Annotated in this window: 9 protein-coding genes; 8 read left to right on the top strand and 1 reads right to left on the bottom strand. The window is 72.0% G+C overall.

The features are described 5' to 3' along the window. The first annotated feature begins 293 nt into the window (after nucleotides 1–293). The 7 genes from AABA78_RS24300 (at nucleotide 294) to AABA78_RS24270 (ending at nucleotide 14,793) form a co-directional block, all read left to right on the top strand. On the top strand, nucleotides 294–761 hold the full coding sequence (locus AABA78_RS24300; protein WP_338266224.1) for a response regulator: 468 nt from the start codon (nucleotides 294–296) through the stop codon (nucleotides 759–761). A gap of 119 nt (nucleotides 762–880) precedes the next feature. Then, on the top strand, nucleotides 881–4,696 hold the full coding sequence (locus AABA78_RS24295; protein ID WP_338266222.1) for an nSTAND1 domain-containing NTPase: 3,816 nt from the start codon (nucleotides 881–883) through the stop codon (nucleotides 4,694–4,696). A 187-nt stretch (nucleotides 4,697–4,883) separates the two neighbouring features. Then, complete coding sequence (locus AABA78_RS24290) at nucleotides 4,884–5,852, top strand: ADYC domain-containing protein (protein WP_338266220.1); 969 nt, start codon at nucleotides 4,884–4,886, stop codon at nucleotides 5,850–5,852. Nucleotides 5,853–6,106: 254 nt separating this feature from the next. After that, on the top strand, nucleotides 6,107–7,990 hold the full coding sequence (locus AABA78_RS24285) for a hypothetical protein (protein ID WP_338266217.1): 1,884 nt from the start codon (nucleotides 6,107–6,109) through the stop codon (nucleotides 7,988–7,990). A gap of 245 nt (nucleotides 7,991–8,235) precedes the next feature. Next, the gene (locus tag AABA78_RS24280; protein WP_338266215.1) at nucleotides 8,236–9,516 is read left to right on the top strand and encodes an efflux RND transporter periplasmic adaptor subunit; all 1,281 of its coding nucleotides are present in this window, start codon (nucleotides 8,236–8,238) and stop codon (nucleotides 9,514–9,516) included. Between the two features lie 45 nt (nucleotides 9,517–9,561). Further along, nucleotides 9,562–12,759, top strand: coding sequence for an efflux RND transporter permease subunit (locus tag AABA78_RS24275; RefSeq protein WP_338266214.1), 3,198 nt, complete (start codon nucleotides 9,562–9,564; stop codon nucleotides 12,757–12,759). A gap of 72 nt (nucleotides 12,760–12,831) precedes the next feature. Further along, entirely contained in the window at nucleotides 12,832–14,793 is a 1,962-nt protein-coding gene (locus AABA78_RS24270; RefSeq protein ID WP_338266213.1) for a 4-alpha-glucanotransferase, read from the top strand. A gap of 117 nt (nucleotides 14,794–14,910) precedes the next feature. Here the strand turns inward: AABA78_RS24270 and AABA78_RS24265 are convergent, their stop codons facing one another. Then, the gene (locus AABA78_RS24265; RefSeq protein ID WP_338266211.1) at nucleotides 14,911–16,026 is read right to left on the bottom strand and encodes a putative glycolipid-binding domain-containing protein; all 1,116 of its coding nucleotides are present in this window, start codon (nucleotides 16,024–16,026) and stop codon (nucleotides 14,911–14,913) included. A 48-nt stretch (nucleotides 16,027–16,074) separates the two neighbouring features. Between AABA78_RS24265 and AABA78_RS24260 the strand changes: the two genes are divergently transcribed. Next, a complete protein-coding gene (locus AABA78_RS24260) occupies nucleotides 16,075–16,986 on the top strand; it encodes an AraC family transcriptional regulator (protein ID WP_338266209.1) in 912 nt (303 codons plus the stop codon). Nucleotides 16,987–17,014 lie beyond the last annotated feature (28 nt).

The following is a 17,014-nucleotide window of genomic DNA, read 5'->3' as shown; positions in this document are numbered from 1 at the left end:
TCGCCGAGCTGCGCGCCCAGGCACGCGCTTCATTTGTGCGCCTGGGCTACCGTCACGATGTCCTCGCCGCCTTCTTCGATGACGCGGGCCTGCGCCTTACCGGACTTCCCTGAAGGGGTTTAGGCCCCCAGTCCCTCCGCCCACCTACAGTGTCGTCCGCTGTCCCCCTGTCGCTCAGCGGACAGCGGACCTACCCTGGGATCCGTCCAGGGAAATCTTGCGAGAACGGGCGCTTTTTCGTGGACGTGTTTAGATTCGTCCCGCCCCTCCCCTGCATGCGAGGCCTCTGCTCCATGAAGAACGCGGTCCTGACATCTCCAGAGGGTGAGCCAACCGCGAGCGGTGGGCCCGCTCCCGTGAACGCCAAGCAGCGCGTCCTCGTCGTCGACGACTTCGACGACGCCCGCGAAATGTACGCCGAATACCTGGAGTTCTGCGGGTTTGAGGTGGACACCGCCAAGAACGGCCTGGAGGCCGTGGAGAAGGCCCAGGAGGGGGATCCGGACATCATCCTCATGGACCTGTCCCTCCCCGTCATGGATGGCTGGGAGGCGACGCGGCGCATCAAGCAGGACACCCGCACGCGCGACATCCCCGTGATGGCCCTCACCGGCCACGTGCTCGCCGGCAACGCCGAGCACGCCCTCTCCGTGGGCGCGGACGAGTTCGTCGCCAAGCCCTGCCTGCCCCAGGACCTGGAGAACAAGATCCGCAACATGCTCAAACCCAGCAAGGCGAAGCCCCGCTCGGGTCAGGAGTAACCCCAGGTCCCACCTGGGAGTGTCCATGGATGGACACTCGGGTGCGGCAGCCTGCGCCAGGGCCGGCTCCCGCGGGCCCCCTGGTTGACCCCTGGACGCGGGAAACGTAGGCAACCCTGGTGGGCTCTCCCGCCTCGTCCTCTCCGCCCGATGCGTGGACTCCTCCCGAGGAGTTCGACGAGTACCGCATCGTGCGTCCGCTCGGACGGGGGCGCACGGGCCGGGTGTACCTGGCGCACGACACGCTCCTGGAGCGCCCCGTCGCGGTGAAGTTCATCCCGTCGCTGGGCTCCAACGCGCTGGCGCGCTTCCTGGTGGAGGCCCGCGCCGCCGCCCGCATCCAGCACCCCAACGTCGTCACCCTGTACCGGGTGGGGCAGCTGGAGGATCAGCCGTACCTCATCTCGGAGTTCATCCGGGGCGTCAGCCTGGACCGGCTGGCCCGGCCCGTGCCCTGGGAGCGCGCGCTGGGCATTGGACGGGACCTGGCCCGGGGGCTGGGCGCCGCCCACCGCCGGGGCGTGCTCCACCGCGACATCAAGCCGGGCAACGCCGTGCTCACGGAGAGCGGCGAGGTGAAGCTGCTCGACTTCGGCCTGGCCAAGCTGCTCGACCGCGCCGAAGCCGGCGAGTCCTCCGCGCCGCGCGCGCCCCTGCCGCCGCCGGAGCTGCCCGCGGACTGGGACCCGGAGTCCAGCCCCGCCCTGGGGGCCCGCTCGCTGGACGGCGTCTTCCTGCCGTCCCTGCCGCGCGGCGCGCTGGTGGGCACGCCCTACTACATGTCCCCGGAGGCCTGGGCCGGCGAGGAGCTCTCCGCGCGCAGCGACGTGTACTCGCTGGGCGTCGTGCTCTACGAGCTGTGCGCGGGCCGGGGCCCCTTCCGCGACGTGCCCTGGCGCGAGCTGTCAGAAGCCGTGCGCACCCGTGACGTGCGCCCCCTGCTGGAGGTGGCCCCGTCGGTGGACCCCGGGTTCGCCGCCGCCATCGACAAGTGCCTCCAGCGCGACCCGGCCCAGCGCCACGCGTCCGCCGCGCAGCTGCTCGACGCGCTGGAGGCGCTGACGCGCGAGGAGACGCCGGCCGCCGTGCCGGAGGGCAATCCCTACCGCGGCCTCCAGGCCTTCGAGGCCGAGCACCGCGCCCTCTTCTTCGGCCGCCGCCGCGAGCAGCGCTCCGTGCTGGAGCGGCTCAAGGCGGAGGCCTTCCTGCTGATGACGGGCGACTCCGGCGTGGGCAAGTCGTCCCTGTGCCTCGCGGGCATCCTCCCCGCCGTGGCGGACGGCGCGCTGGAGGACGGCCGGCGCTGGCGCACCGCGCGGCTGGTGCCCGGGCGCAGGCCCGTGTCCGCGCTCGCCGTGGCGCTCGCGCCGGTGCTGGAGGTGGACGAGGAGCCGCTCGCGGAGACGCTGCGCCAGGACCCCACGTCGCTCGGCCGCAGGCTGCGCGCGAAGCTGGGCACGCAGGGCGGGCTGCTCGTCTACATGGACCAGCTGGAGGAGCTGGTGACGCTGTCTCCTCCGGAGGAGGCCGCGCTCGCGGGCGCCGCGCTGGGGGCGCTCACGGAGGCAGCCGGGGGCCTGAGGCTGCTCGCCACCGGCCGCAGTGACTTCCTCACCCGCCTCACCGCCGTGCCCGGCCTGGGCCCGGAGGTGCCGCATGCGCTGTACCTCCTGCGCGCGCTCACCCCGGAGGAGACGCGCGAGGCCATCGTGGGCCCCGCCCGCGTGAAGGGCGTGCGCTTCGAGTCCGAGGGCGTGGTGGACGCGCTCGTCGCCTCCACGGCGGCCTCCGACGGCGGCCTGCCGCTGCTCCAGTTCGCGCTGGCGGAGCTGTGGGACGCGCGCGATGAATCCCGGGGCGTCATGACCCAGGCGGCGCTGGACTCGCTGGGCGGCGTGTCCGGCGCGCTCGCCCGCCATGCCGACGCCGCGGTGGCCCGCCTGCTGCCCGACCAGCGCTCGGCGGCGCGCGGGGTGATGCTGCGCCTGGTGACGGCGGACGGCACCCGCGCGCGCAAGACGGACCGCGAGCTCGTGGGGGACGACCCGCGCTACCGCGCCGCGCTGGAGGCCCTGGTGCGCGCGCGCCTGCTGGTGGCGCGCGAAGGGGAGGGCGGCACCGCGTACGAGCTGGCCCACGAGGCGCTCCTCACCGGCTGGGCCACGCTGGCCCGCTGGCTGGTGGAGGCGGGCGAGCGCCGCGAGGTGCAGGCCCGCCTGGAGGCCGCCGCCGCGCAGTGGGAGCGCCTGGGCCACGCGCGGGAATCGCTCTGGGGCCCGCGCCAGCTGGCGGAGACGGAGCTGCTGGAGCCGTCCGAGCTCACCCAGCGCGAGCAGTCCTTCCTCAGCACGTCCCGCCGCACCGGCGTGCGCAGCCGGCGCCTGAAGCTGGGGCTGGCGCTGGGCTTCCTCGCGTCGCTGGGGCTCGTGTACGCGGGCCTCCAGTGGCGCGAGCGCCACGTCCTCAACGCGCGCGTGCGCGGGGAGCTGGCCGCGGCCGGCTCGGAGCTGGACGCCGTGCGCCGCGAACGCGATGCGCTCCAGGCCGAGCGCGCGGAGGCCTTCCAGCTCTACGACACCGGCCACAAGGCGGACGGCGACCGGACCTGGGCGAAGGTGGCCGGGCAGGGGGCGCAGCTCTCCCACCACTTCGACGCCGTGGCGGACCGGCTGGAGCGCGCGCTGGCGCTGGCCCCCACCCGCACCGACGTGCGCGACGCGCTGGCGGACTTCCTCTACGAGCGCGCCCTGTGGGCCGAGAGCGAGCGCGAGCCCGTGCTGCCCGCGCTGCTCCAGCGCCTGCGCCTCTACGACGTCGACGGCGAGCGCTGGGGCCGCTGGAACACGCCCGCGCACCTGTCCCTCCAGGTGGACGCACCCGATGCCTCCGCGGAGCTGCGCCCCGTGTCGCGCGAGGCCGGCGGGCCGGACGTCCTGGGCGAACCCCTGCCCTCCCCGGGCGCGCTGCCCTGGGCCGACGTCACCGTGCCTCCGGGGGCTTATCAGCTCACCGTGCGCGCGCCGGGCCACGAGGACTCCGTGCAGCCGCTGCTCCTGACGCGCGGGGAGTCGCGGAGCGTCGTCGTGCCGCTCGTGCGCGCGGGCTCGCTCCCGCCGGGGTTCGCCTACGTGCCGCCGGGCGACGTGCGCTTCGGCAGCGCCGCCGAGTCCAGCGTGCGCGACTTCCTCAACGCCACCCCGCTGCACACGGTGCCCGTGCAGGGCTTCCTCATCGCCCGGCACGAGACGACGTACGCGGACTGGCTCCAGTTCCTGGAGGCCCTGCCCCCCGAGTCGCGCGCCCCGCGCCAGCCCCGCGTGGGCACGGGCGGCTACGCGGGGGGCCTGGCGCTGGAGCCGGACGGCGCCGGCTGGCGGCTGCGCTTCCAGCCCGGCGGCGTGCGCTACACGGCGCGGACGGGCGAGCCCGTGCGGTACGCCCGGCGCTCGCAGCGCATGGAGCAGGACTGGCGCCAGTTCCCCGTGAGCGGCATCAGCTTCGCGGACGCGGAGGCCTACGCGACGTGGCTGTCCACGTCCGGGCGGGTGCCGGGGGCGCGGCTGTGCTCGGAGCTGGAGTGGGAGCGGGCCGCGCGCGGCGTGGACGGCCGCGAGTACCCCCACGGCAGCCGGCTGGGCCCGGACGAGGCCAACGTGGACGTCACCTACGGCAAGGACCCGGGCGGCTTCGGCCCGGACGTCGTGGGCAGCCACCCCGCGTCCCGCAGCCCCTTCGGCGCGGACGACATGGCGGGCAACGTGTGGGAGTGGACGCGCTCGTGGCTGGAGCCCGGCCGCCCGGTGGCCCGGGGCGGCAGCTTCGCCTTCAACGTGACGAGCGCGCGGTCCTCCAACCGGGAGCTGCCGGAGCCCTCGCTGCGCGACGTCACGGTGGGCCTGCGCGTGTGCGCGGACGCGCCCGTGTCCGGCGGCTGAGCACCACCGGACACTGGAACCCCCCGGGAACCGTCGGGCTCGCCCCGGGGGCGCTCACAACTGGAAGCCACTGGACGCTGCAAGTGCCCGGACGGGCCTGGCGCGGTTGCCGCTCCCGCCCCCCGGTCTGACCTTGTGCCCTGGAAGACGGTGCGGGTCGGGGTCGGGGTCGGGAAGGGGCATCCAGATGAGGACGTTGCAGCGAGTGGTCGCGGCGTGTTTCGCCGTCGTGGCGGTGGGCTGTGGCACGGAATCGCCGGAGCTCGACGCTCCCTCCCTGCGCACGCAGGTGGCGGAGGTCGTGTCTCCCAACGGGCGCAACCTCAATGGCCGCAACCTCAATGGCCGCAACCTGAACAACAGCGAGCTGGGCGGCATGCTGGTGTCCGTGGCGTACGCGGGCGCCCACTCCGCCTCCGGCAAGCCGCTGAGCAACGTGCGGCTGCAGGGCTCGGCCTTCGTCGGCCTGGACGGCACCACCCCCGTGTCGGGCACGGACTTCACCGGTGCGCGCTTCGTCGGCAAGATGGGGGATGACAGCACCCTGCACCTGCGCGTGGACAGCATCACCCAGGGCAGCGGCGGCGACAGCGACCTGTGGTCCTACCAGGTCTCCTACGAGGGTTCGGACGGCAGCTGGCGCTCCGTGTGCCAGGACGCCAACGGCGCGGCGAACTCCGCCATCGCCGTGGCCGGGCGCTGGAACTACCTCCAGGGCGTGGCCGGCGGCGGTGAGAAGATTGAAGACGCCACCGCCTTCACCTTCGCCTGCGAGGGCGCCGCCATCGCGAAGTGCATGCACTTTGGCTACAAGCCCTGGGCCACCGCCGCCAACGGCGAGAGCCTCGCGGGCCACCACCAGGCCTGCACCCGCATGGTGCGCGCGGACTTCTGCGGCGACGGCGAGTCGCACACCATCGACGGCCAGTGGGTCAACCTCTACGACGGCGTGGGCGTCCAGGCCGACACCGAGTCCTGGAGCCTGGAGGCCGAGTGGAGCGAGGCCGGCGCCCGCTGCTTCACCTCGGAGACCCGCGCCCACGTGCCCGTGACGTGCTCGGGCTTCAACCCCATCCCGGACTGCGGCAGCACCAGCCACTTCGATTCCGGCACCCGCCTCATCAGCGAGTCGCCCTACGGCGCCAGCGGGTTGTAGCCAGACAGGTTACGGCAACCCCAGACTTGTAGCCGCTTAGGTTACAATATCTGGAAGTCGATAATTGTCGGTGTTTCATGTTATGAGAACGCCCCATTCGCCTCCGCGTCGCAAGGACCGGAGGGGGATGGGGCGTTTTCCGCATTCACGGAGGGGGACGGGACCGGGGTGGCCGGGGTCCCGCGAACGGTGAGGGGGAGGGCGCCCCATCGCGCGGCTGTCGCGGTACCCCCGTCGTGAGTGGAGCACACCCCATGAAGCCTGAGCTGTCTTTGCTGTGGAAGCATTCCGGGAAGCTGGGCCGGCGCCTGCCGTTCGCGCTCCTGGCCTCGTCGCTGGTGGTGGGCTGTGGCCAGCCGGCCCCGGAGACGTCCGAGCCCTCCGCGCCCGCGGCGGAGTCCTCCGCCCAGGCCGTGGGCCCGTCCGGCAACCTGGAGGCGGCGCTGAACTCGGTGACGGACGAGGACGACGCGGTGCCCGACCGCCCCGTGGTGGAGTCCCTGTTCGCCATCCCGCAGGGCACGGCCAGCAAGGCCACGGCCGCCGTGTTCGAGCTGAAGCTGGACGCGAAGCGCGCGCAGAACGAGGCGTTCCGGGGCAAGACGCTGACGATGCTGGACGGCACCCAGCAGCTGCTCTTCCGCGACGACGGCCAGGGCGGTGACGAGGTGGCGGGCGACCTGCTCTTCCTCGCCAGCGGCACCTTCGACTTCGTGGCGCTCCAGGCGGAGCAGGAGCGCATCACGCAGGCGCAGTCCCAGTCGCAGACGCAGCTGACGACCGCGGTGTTCGAGGGCCGTGAGCTGGTGCGCACCGTGCCGGTGGCGGCCCTGTCCACCCAGTTCCCGGTGGGGCAGCGCGTGCCCATCCGCCCCATTGGCCTGGCGACGCTGGTGGACCCGGCGCGCTCGCTCATCATCCGGGCGCCGTCCGTGGTGGGGGACCCGACGCGCACGTGGGACCCGTGCACCAACGTGGGCAACCCGAACGGCAAGTGGACGTTCAACTACCTGATGACGGAGATGGCCAACCAGCCGTTCACCGGCGTGGCCCCGTCCACCTTCGTGCGTGAGTGGGTGCGGCAGTGGGAGGCCGCGAAGACGGTCAACGGCTTCACCACCCCGCCGCGCACGAACATCGTGACGAAGCTCGTCAACCCGTGGCCGAAGGTGGGCGGCGCGCTGGACCTGACGAAGTCGCCCTTCAAGCTGGTGGCCATCGTCAACCGGCTGGACCTGGCGGGCAACAACCCCGCCTACGGCTCCGGGCGCGCGGGCGAGGGGCGCTTCATCTTCGCCGCCACCGAGGGCACGGGCACCTCGTGCCACACGGTGCCCTTCCTGGTCATCCTGGAGTACGGGGTGGACAAGAACGACTGCATGTCCATCAAGACGTACGCGCAGCAGTGGCAGGCCCTGTCGTCCATGGCGCTGGGCAGCGCGACGTACAACGCGGCGCTGGAGGCCCTCACCGAGCAGTTCGCCAAACGCGACCTGTCCCCGCGCAAGCCCAACCGCAGCTCCATCAACCAGGTGCGCACCAACGAACTCTGGCTGGGCTCGCCCTGGGAGCTGCGCGAGTTCCGCCTCTGGAACAGCACCATCAACCCGGCGTCGTTCGCCGCGCCGGGCCCCGCGCTGGGGCTGCTCAACAGCCACACCGTGGCCCAGACGCCGGACCGCGCGACGAAGAACACCCTGTTCCCGTCCTACGTGAACGGCAACGTGCCGGCCATCGTCGCCCTGCCGCCCACGTACACCGTCCCGCTCGCGTGGAGCACCGGCGCGTTCCGGGGCGGCCGCGCCGTCGTGACGTCCACGTTCGCCAGCCCGTCCAGCCCTCCGTTCTGGAGCCAGCCCGCGACGACCATCCCCAACCGTCAGGCCCGCCACGTCTTCTCGCTCAACACCTGCGACGGCTGCCACGGGGATGAGATTGGCACGCCCTTCACCCACGTGAGCCAGACGGGCGCCCTGTCGCCCTTCCTGAGCGGCGTGCTCACCGTGCCGGATCGCGCGGACGGTTCGCCCACCCGCACCTTCAACGAGGTGCTGGGGCGCCAGACGTTCCTGGATCAGGTGGCGAACCAGAGCTGCCTGACGCTGTCGTTCCTGAGCTCCAGCGCGGCGGTCCACTAAGCCCGGCCCACGTGCTGTCTTCCGCGGCCTCCGCCCCCAGCACTGGGGACGGAGGCCGTCGTCGTTCAGGGCTTCGTCCGCCCGGCTCCCCGCCCGCCATGGGGACGGGCTCGGGGTGTTCTCCAGGTTCACGCCCGGTGGTGGCATGACTTCCCCGGGCGGGGAGGCGGCACCACGTTTACCCGGCTCCGGAAGACGCCCCTGGGTTGGACCGGGGCAGGCAACGGGGGCCGTGGAGGCAGGCCGTGGGACGCACCGAAACGACAACGGGACGTCGTGCCTGGCGCAGGCGTGCGCGGCTGGGGGCCCTGCTGGCCGCCGGCTGGCTGGCTGGCGCCTGCGGACAGCGCTCCGAAGCGCCCGCCCCCGTCGCGCCCACGGTGGTGTCGCTGGGGCCCGAGAACGTGGTGCGCGTGGAGCCCCTGCGGCTGGAGAGCGGCCCCGTCATCTCCGGGTCGCTCCAGGCGCGACGGGTGGCCAGCGTCCGCGCGGAGGTGGGCGGCAGCATCCTGGACGTGAAGGCGGACCAGGGGCAGGCCGTGAAGGAGGGGGACCTGCTGGCGCGCGTGGACGAGGGCACCCTGCGCGAGCAGGTGCAGGCGGCCAGCTCCACCCTGCGCGTGGCGCGCAATGCCTTGCAGGTGGCGAAGGCGGATGAGCGGCGCAATCAAACCCTCGTCAAGCAGGGCGTCATCACCCGCCGCGACTTCGAACGCACGCAGCTGGCGCGGACGCAGGCGGAGGGCCAGCTGGCGGATGCGCAGGCCCGGCTGAAGCTGGCGCAGGACCAGTTGGGGCGCACGAAGGTGACCGCGCCCTTCACCGGCGTGGTGAGCGAGCGGCAGGTGCACACGGGCGACATCGTCCAGCCGGGCGCGCCCCTCTTCACGGTGGTGGACCCCGCCACGCTGCGGCTGGAGGCCTCCGTGCCCGCGGCGCAGCTCTCCCAGGTGAAGGTGGGCACGGCGGTGGACTTCCGCGTCAACGGCTACGCGGAGCAGGCCTTCAAGGGCGAGGTGGAGCGCATCAACCCGGCGGTGGATCCGGCCACGGGACAGGTGCGCATCTACGTGAGCATCCCCAACAGCGAGCAGATGCTCCTGTCCGGCCTGTTCGCGCAGGGGCGCGTGGCGTCCCAGGCGAAGGACGCGCTGGCCGTGCCGGTGGACGCGCTGGACACGCGCCAGGACCCGCCCACCGTGCAGCGCATCTCCGACGGCAAGGTGGAGCAGGTGGCGGTGACGCTGGGCCTGCGGGACGACGTGGCGCAGACCGTGGAGGTGCGCTCGGGGTTGAAGGCCGGGGACGTGGTGCTGCTGGGCTCCGCGCGCGACCTGACGAACGGCACGCCGGTGAAGCTCACCGCCGCGCCGGAGAGGCCGAAGAAGCAGCGGCCCGCCTCTCCACCGGAGGCCCAGCAGGGCGTGGGCGGCGCGGGCAACGCGTCCGGCGGCGGCGGCGGGCCCACCCAGGCTCCGGCGGCGGCTGGGGTTCCCACGCAGCCCGCCCAGGCTCCCGCGAAGTAGCGCCGGGCGTCTCCACTTCTTGAAGAAGCACCGCAGGAGTCGTCCGTGTTCATCTCCGACTTCGCCATCAAGCGCCCCATCATCACCATCACGGCGATGGTGGCGCTCGTCGTGTTCGGCATCGTCGCGCTGTTCAACCTGGAGACGGACGAGTTCCCGGACGTTCAGCAGCCGGTCATCAACGTCACCATCGCGTACCCAGGCGCATCACCAGACACGGTGGAGCGCGAAATCGTGGAGCCCATCGAGGACGCCATCTTCGCCATCTCCGGCGTGGACGGGAAGAAGACGACGTCCAGCTCCACGGACAGCCTGGCGAACTTCACGGTGTTCTTCGACTTCGAGAAGGACATCCAGGAGGCGTCCCAGGACATCCGCGACGCCATCTCCAGCAAGCGCGCGGACCTGCCGCAGGAGATGGAGGAGCCCATCCTCACGCGCTTCGACCCGTCGGACCAACCCATCGTGTCGCTGGTGCTGACGTCGAAAGCGCTGGACGTGCCCGCGCTGACGCTCATCGCGGACCCGCTGGTGGTGGGGGACTTGCGCTCGGTGCCCGGCGTGGCGCAGGCCACGGTGGTGGGCGGCGTGGACCGGGAGATGACGGTGCAGGTGCGGCCCGCGGCGCTCCAGGCGGCGGGCCTGTCGGTGGCGCAGGTGGTGGCGGCGCTCCAGGCGCAGAACCTGGCGGCGCCAGTGGGCCGGCTCAACACGGAGCTGCAGGAGCGCACCATCCGGCTCAAGGGCCGCCTGGAGACGCCGGAGGACTTCGCGCAGGTGCCCATCGCGGAGCGAGGCGGACGCACGCTGCGGCTGGGCGAGGTGGCGGACGTGTTCGCCGGCACCGAGGAGCCGCGCACCCTGTCGCTCTACAACGGCGCGCAGGCGGTGGGCATCGAGGTCATCAAGGCCAAGGGCCACAGCACCACGGAGGTCGCGGACGGCGTGCGCGAGCGCGTGAAGATGCTCCAGCAGCGGCTGCCCGCCAACGCGAAGCTCGAGATCGTCCGCGACGCGGGCACGCGCGTGGAGAACTCCGTCGTCAACGTGCAGCAGGCGCTGATTGAAGGCGCGCTGCTCACGGTGCTGGTGGTGTTCCTGTTCCTCAACTCGTGGCGCTCCACGGTCATCACCGGCCTGGCGCTGCCCGTGTCCGTGCTGGCGTCGTTCGTGAGCGTGTGGGCGTTCGGCTTCACGCTCAACACGATGTCGCTCCTGGGCCTGACGCTGGCCATCGGCATCCTCATCGACGACGCCATCGTGGTGCGCGAAAACATCGTGCGGCACGTGGAGATGGGGAAGGACCACTACACGGCGTCGCGCGAGGGCACGAGCGAGATTGGCCTCGCGGTGGCGGCGACGACGTTCTCCATCGTGGCGGTGTTCGTCCCGGTGGCGTTCATGTACGGCGTGGCGGGGCAGTGGTTCAAGCCGTTCGCGCTCACCATCGCGTGCTCGGTGCTGGTGTCGCTGTTCGTGAGCTTCTCGCTGGACCCCATGCTCAGCGCGTACTGGCCCGACCCGCAGGTGGAGAAGGGCGAGCGGCGCAACTTCATCTCGCGGGGGCTGGCGCGCTTCAACCACTGGTTCGACCGGCAGGCGGACCGCTACAAGGCCGTCATCGCCTGGGCGCTGGACCACCGGCTCGCGATGGTGTTGCTCGCGGTGGGGTCGCTGGTGGGCGCGGTGGCGCTGCAGGGCTTCTTCGGCGGCGCGGGCTTCGTGCCGGTGAGCGACCGCGCGGAGATCGAGATGCTGGTGGAGACGCCCGCCGGCTCCAGCCTGGACTACACGCGGCGCAAGGTGGAGGAGGTGTCCCGCCTCACGCGCCAGCACCCGGAGGTCGCGTACACGTACACGACCATCGGCGTGCCGCTGCCCCTGCGCTCGCCGGGCGTGGACCAGGCGCTGGTGTACGTGCGGCTCAAGCCGAAGACGGAGCGCAAGGCCAGTCAGGAGGTGCTGGGCAGGACGCTGCGTCAGGAGCTGCTCGCGGTGGGCGGCGCGAACGTGTCCGTGTTCACCAGCGGCTTCGGCGGCGCCATCAAGTCCATCCAGCTGGAGCTGCGCGGGCCGGAGTCCCAGGGGCTCAACCAGTTCGCGCAGCAGGTGATGAAGGAGGTCAAGCAGGTGCCGGGCGCGGTGGACGTGGGGCTGTCCACGCGCGGGGAGAAGCCGGAGCTGGAGGTGGAGCTGAACCGCGGCGTCGCGGGCCAGCTCAACGTGACGGTGGGGCAGGTGGCGCAGTCGCTGCGGCCGGCCTTCGCGGGCCTGGACTCCGGCGACTGGGTGGACCCCATTGGGGAGACGCGCGACGTGATGGTGCGCCTGGCGCCGCAGTTCCGCGAGAACCCGTCCGACCTGGCGCAGCTGCCGCTGGTGGTGGGCTCCACCGCCACGGGGGCTCCGGTGGTGGTGCCGCTGGGACAGGTGGCGAATGTGAAGCAGACCGTGGGCCCGGCGCAGATTGACCACCTGAACCGCGAGAAGGTCATCAACGTGCAGGCGAACGTGGCGGGGCGGTCGCTGTCGGAGGTGATGAACGACGTCCAGACGCGGCTCAAGGCGGTGAAGGTGCCGCCGGGCTACGAGGTCTCCACGGGCGGCGAGTCCGCGGATCAGCAGGAGGTGTTCGGCCGGGTGTTCCTGGCGCTGGGCGTGGCGGTGATGCTGATGTACCTCATCCTCGTCATCCAGTTCGGCTCGTTCATCGACCCGCTGGCCATCCTGGTGTCGCTGCCGCTGTCGCTGATAGGCGTGGTGCTGGCGCTGGTGGTGACGGGGGACACGCTGAACATCATGAGCCTCATCGGCGTCATCCTGCTGATGGGCATTGTCGCGAAGAACGCCATCCTGCTCATCGACTTCGCCAAATGGCAGCACGAGAAGGGGCTGCCCTTGCGCGAAGCGCTGATTGAAGCGGGGCGCATCCGCTTGCGGCCCATCATCATGACGACCCTCGCGCTCATCGCGGGCATGGTGCCGGTGGCGCTGGGGCACGGCGAGGGCGGCGACTTCCGGGCGCCGCTGGGCCGCGCGGTGATTGGCGGCGTCATCACGTCCACGCTGCTCACGCTGCTGGTGATTCCGACGGTGTACGAAATCCTCACGGATGCCCGCACGTGGATGACCGGCAAGCTGCGCCGGGTGTTCAAGTCGCACGGGCAGGCACACGGGCCGGCGCACGGGCCCGCGCAGGGCGGCGGCGAGCCCCGGCCGCAGCCGCAGGCCCGGCAGGACTGATGCGCGGAGGATGCTCGCGTCACCCTCAAGGAACGGTTGGCGCATCGGGCGGGGGGCCATAGGGTCAGGAGTGTGGAGCTCCCGTCCCCGCTGCCCGATTCGCACCGCTCGCTCGTCACCGAAGCCCTGGACGCACTGGGCGTCACCCGCTGGGTCCTGAGCATCCATGACCCCAGCTTCCCGGGCCTCCCCGGAGAAGACCTGGGGCGGGGCTCGCCGTACTCCGAGGGCGCCACGCGCTTCCTCGCCTTCGCCCGGGACCTGGGCTTCACCGGCATCCAGCTGGGGCCGCAGGGGCAGACCACCGCGCACAACCCGTCGCCGTATGACGGCACGTTGTTCTCACGCAACACGCTGAACGTGGCGCTCGCGCCGCTCGCGGATCCGCACGGGCCGTGGGGCGCGCTGCTGTCCTCCGACACGCTGGCCCGGCTCGTCTCCGAAGTGCCCGCGGAGGGTGGACCGGAGACCCGCTACCAGTCCGCGTGCCGGGGCCAGGCACTGGCGCTCCAGGAAGCATGGGACACCTTCCGCCGGGAGCGCGACCGTGCCGACGCTCCCGCGTCCATCCTCGCGCTCGTCCGGCGCTTCGCGGACTTCCGCGTGGAGCAGCGGGAGTGGCTGGAACGGGATGCGCTGTTCGACGTGCTCGCCACGCGGCATCACACGCCGGATGACTGGCGCGGTTGGGCGGATTCGCTGGAGGGGCGCCTGTTCGCGCCGCGCCTCGAAGAGGTGACGCAGGCGGAGGCGCGCGTCCGGGAGCTGCTCAACGTCGAAGCCGAGGCGGTGGAGCAGTACGCCTTCCGCCAGTTCCTCGTGCATGAACAGCACGGGCTCCTGCGCGAGCGCGTGGGGGCGTGGGGCCTCAAGCTGTACGGGGACCTCCAGATTGGTTTCTCGCCCCGGGACACATGGGCGCTGCAGGGGTTGTTCCTTCGCGCGTACCTCATGGGGGCTCCGCCCAGCCGCACCAACCCGGAGGGCCAGCCGTGGAACTACCCGGTGCTGGACCCCGAGCAGTACGTCGCGCCGGACGGCTCCGGCCCCGGACCGGTGCTGAGCTACCTGGACGCGCGGCTGGGCAAGATGCTCTCCGAGTACGACGGGCTGCGCATCGACCATCCGCACGGGCTCGTGTGTCCGTGGGTGTACCGCGCGGGCTCGGCGGATCCGCTGCGCGCGGTGCAGGGCGGGGCGCGGCTGTTCTCCTCGCCGGACCTGCCGGACCACCCGGAGCTGGCGCGGTACGCCATCGTGGCGCCGGAGCAACTGGACCGCTCGGTGCCGCGTCACGCGGATGGCTGGGTGAAGTGGCTCACGGAGGAGCAGGTGGGCCGCTACGCCATCCTGTTCGACTCGGTGGTGCGTACGGCGCGGGAGCACGGCCGGGCCCGTGAGGACGTGCTGTGCGAGGTGCTGAGCACGCTGCCCCATGAGCTGTCGCGGGTGATGGCTCGGGATGGCCTGGGCCGCTTCCGCGTCACCCAGAAGGCGGACCTCCACAACCCGGCGGACGTGTACCGCAGCGAGAACGCGGCCCCCGAGGACTGGGTGATGGTGGGCAACCACGACACGAAGTCGCTCTGGCGGCTCCTCTCCGAATGGCAGTGGAAGCATGCCCTGCGCGCCCAGGCGGACTACCTCGCCTGGCGGCTGCATCCCGAAGCGGAGGGGCGTGAGGACTTCGCGCGACAGCTCGAGCAAGACCCGGGGTTGCTCGCGCAGGCGAAGTTCGCGGACCTGTTCGCCAGCCGTGCGCGCAGCGTGATGGTGTTCTTCGCGGACCTGCTGGGCATGCCGGACACGTACAACGCGCCGGGCTCCGTGGACGCGCGCAACTGGTCGCTGCGCGTCCCTCACGACTGGGCCGCGCAGTATCAGCAGCGCCTGCGCGCGGGGGCCGCGCTCAACCTGCCGCGGGTGCTGGCCATGGCGCTGCGCGCGGGCGGAGCCGAGGCACGGGCCCGGCACTCGGGGTTGCTCGAACGACTGGAGCTCGCCGCCGCCCACCTGCGAAGCGGGGCGAGATGAGTTGCAGCATTCACGCCAGGACATCGCGAGCCCCAAGGGCGACTGCTTGTCCGGGGCGCACTGCACGAACCTGTCCGACAGTCGGACCGGTTTGGACCTTCGCGGCGGGCCCGGTGCTCAGGCGATGCGACGCATGTCGAAGCGTGACTGGAGATTCCACTGGCCGGCTTCGTCCTGCACTTCACCGCGCCAGGTGAAGCGGTCCGGCCCGATGTCGGAGAAGCTCCAGCGGATGGGCTTCCCTTGGTACTCGCCCAGCAGGATGAGCCGGTCCCCCTCGCGGCCACCGGCGAGCCGGTTGATGGCGCCTCCGGTCGGACTCACCCAGGTGATCTGCCACTTCCCCGTGGTCCGGTCGAACGTACGCACGGTGGTGCCGTAGCGCCTGTTCGCTCCGGGGCCTGACGGCGCCGGGGCGTTCCGCGACGGCACGATGAACACGTCCTGCAGGGCCCGCCCCTCCAGCACCCAGTGGAACCACCACTCGCCCTCGCTCTGGCGGAAGCTCCCATCCGCGTCGTGGTCCTGGATGGTCCCCGCCCAGCCTCCCACCAACCACCCGAAGGTGGCCGCCGCGTCGCCCAGCTCCTTCGAAGGTCCCGCGCTCATGAGGGCCTCCACGAACGTCTGAGACACGGACGCTGGCGCGGCGGGCCCTTCCGCGAGCCTGCGCCAGACGTTGGCGTACTCGATGGGCAGCCCCTCCGCGTCCACGTCCAGCAGCGCGTTGAAGCCGCTCTCCAGGCTCTCGTAGCGGTAGCGCGCGAGGCCCACGCGCGCGTACCCCTGCCGCGCGGGCACGACCTCCAGCGCGGGAAACCGCACCCACGCCGCGCGGAGCTCCGCGGTGGCGCCTTCCTGGAGCCGCAGCCGGTTGATGGGCAGCGCGTTGGTGGAAGGGCTCAGGCCCAGGTCCACGTCCGTGCAGCCCTCCAGCTCCTCCGCGGCCTGCCCGTCCTTGCGCCAGTGGCCGTCACCGTCATGCTCCAGCGCGAGCGTCCGGCGTTCGCCACGCCAGGACTGCGTCACGCTCACCCGGCGCGTGCGCCACGCGTCGTCACAGACGACCAGGTACTCCACCCGCAGCGGCGCACCCTGTTCCGCGACGAGAATCACGCCGGACAGCTCCACGCCCTCCTGGCCGCGCCGCACCCGTGCATGCTCGAAACCCAGCTCATCCATCACGCGCCGCCAGATGAGCTCGCGCGTGACTGTCGTTGCTTCCATCGCCATGATTCGGTCACCCCGTTGGAGATGCGGGGCAGGATGGAGGGACGGACCGTGGCCGACTTGGGGAAAGTGGACCTGACCACGGCGCGTCTGCTGGCCTCCGGGGACGGGTGGCGCGTGCGGGAGATTGTCTGCCGCTCCGGCCCCAAGGACCCCGTCTTCGAGGAACGGCACCCGGGGGTGTCCATCTCCGCCGTCCTGTCCGGCAGCTTCACCTACCGCTCCCGCAACGGACGCGTGCTGCTGACGCCCGGCTCGCTGCTGCTGGGGGAGCGGCACGCGTCCTTCTGCTGCGGTCACGAGCCCGGCGTGGGCGACCGCTGCGTCGCCTTCCACCTCGAGCCCGAGCTCATCGAGGAGGTGGCCGGAGGGCTGGCCGGCGTGAAGCGGACGGACTTCCCCGTGCACCGGCTTCCACCGCTCCAGCGCCTCGCGCCGCTGCTCGCGGACGTCCAGGCGCTCGCCGAGCAGCCAGGCTCACGCGGCGCGGAGGAGCTGGTGCTGCGGATGGCGGGCGCGGCGCTGAGCGGCGTCCACGAAGGCAGGGCCCGTCCCGTCACCGGCCAGGACGAACGCCGCATGGCGGACGCGGTGCGGTGGATGGAGGCGCACCTGGAGGAGCCCCTCTCCCTGGGGATGCTCGCGGAGGAGGTGGGCATGGGCCGCCACCACTTCCTGCGCACCTTCCGCAAGGTGGTGGGAGAGAGTCCCTACAGCTACATCCTGGGCAGACGCCTGACACTCGCCGCCGCGCGCCTGCGGACGGACTCCGAGCGCATCGCGGACGTCGCGTTCGCGTGTGGGTTTGGCGACCTGTCGGAGTTCGTCCGCCGCTTCCGTGCCCGCTTCGGCGTCACCCCTTCCGCGTACCGCGCCCGCGCACGACCCGGGTCATCAAGGACAGACGCCGTGGGTACGGCCAGTCTCCTTGGAAATCCTCGTTCTCGATGCTATCGGGTCTAGGCAATTCTTGATCTGGGTGAGGCACGGA

The organism is Corallococcus caeni, assembly GCF_036245865.1.
Taxonomy (GTDB): Bacteria; Myxococcota; Myxococcia; order Myxococcales; family Myxococcaceae; genus Corallococcus; species Corallococcus caeni.
Note: the sequence above shows the minus strand (reverse complement) of the source record. Positions and strands in the feature narration are given on the sequence as shown.

Excerpts from the sequence above, each read along its gene's own strand:
- AABA78_RS24300 (WP_338266224.1), top strand. The coding sequence starts at position 294 with ATGAAGAACGCGGTCCTGACATCTCCAGAGGGTGAGCCAACCGCGAGC.
- AABA78_RS24290 (WP_338266220.1), top strand. The coding sequence starts at position 4,884 with ATGAGGACGTTGCAGCGAGTGGTCGCGGCGTGTTTCGCCGTCGTGGCG.
- AABA78_RS24285 (WP_338266217.1), top strand. The coding sequence starts at position 6,107 with ATGAAGCCTGAGCTGTCTTTGCTGTGGAAGCATTCCGGGAAGCTGGGC.
- AABA78_RS24265 (WP_338266211.1), bottom strand. The coding sequence starts at position 16,026 with ATGGCGATGGAAGCAACGACAGTCACGCGCGAGCTCATCTGGCGGCGC.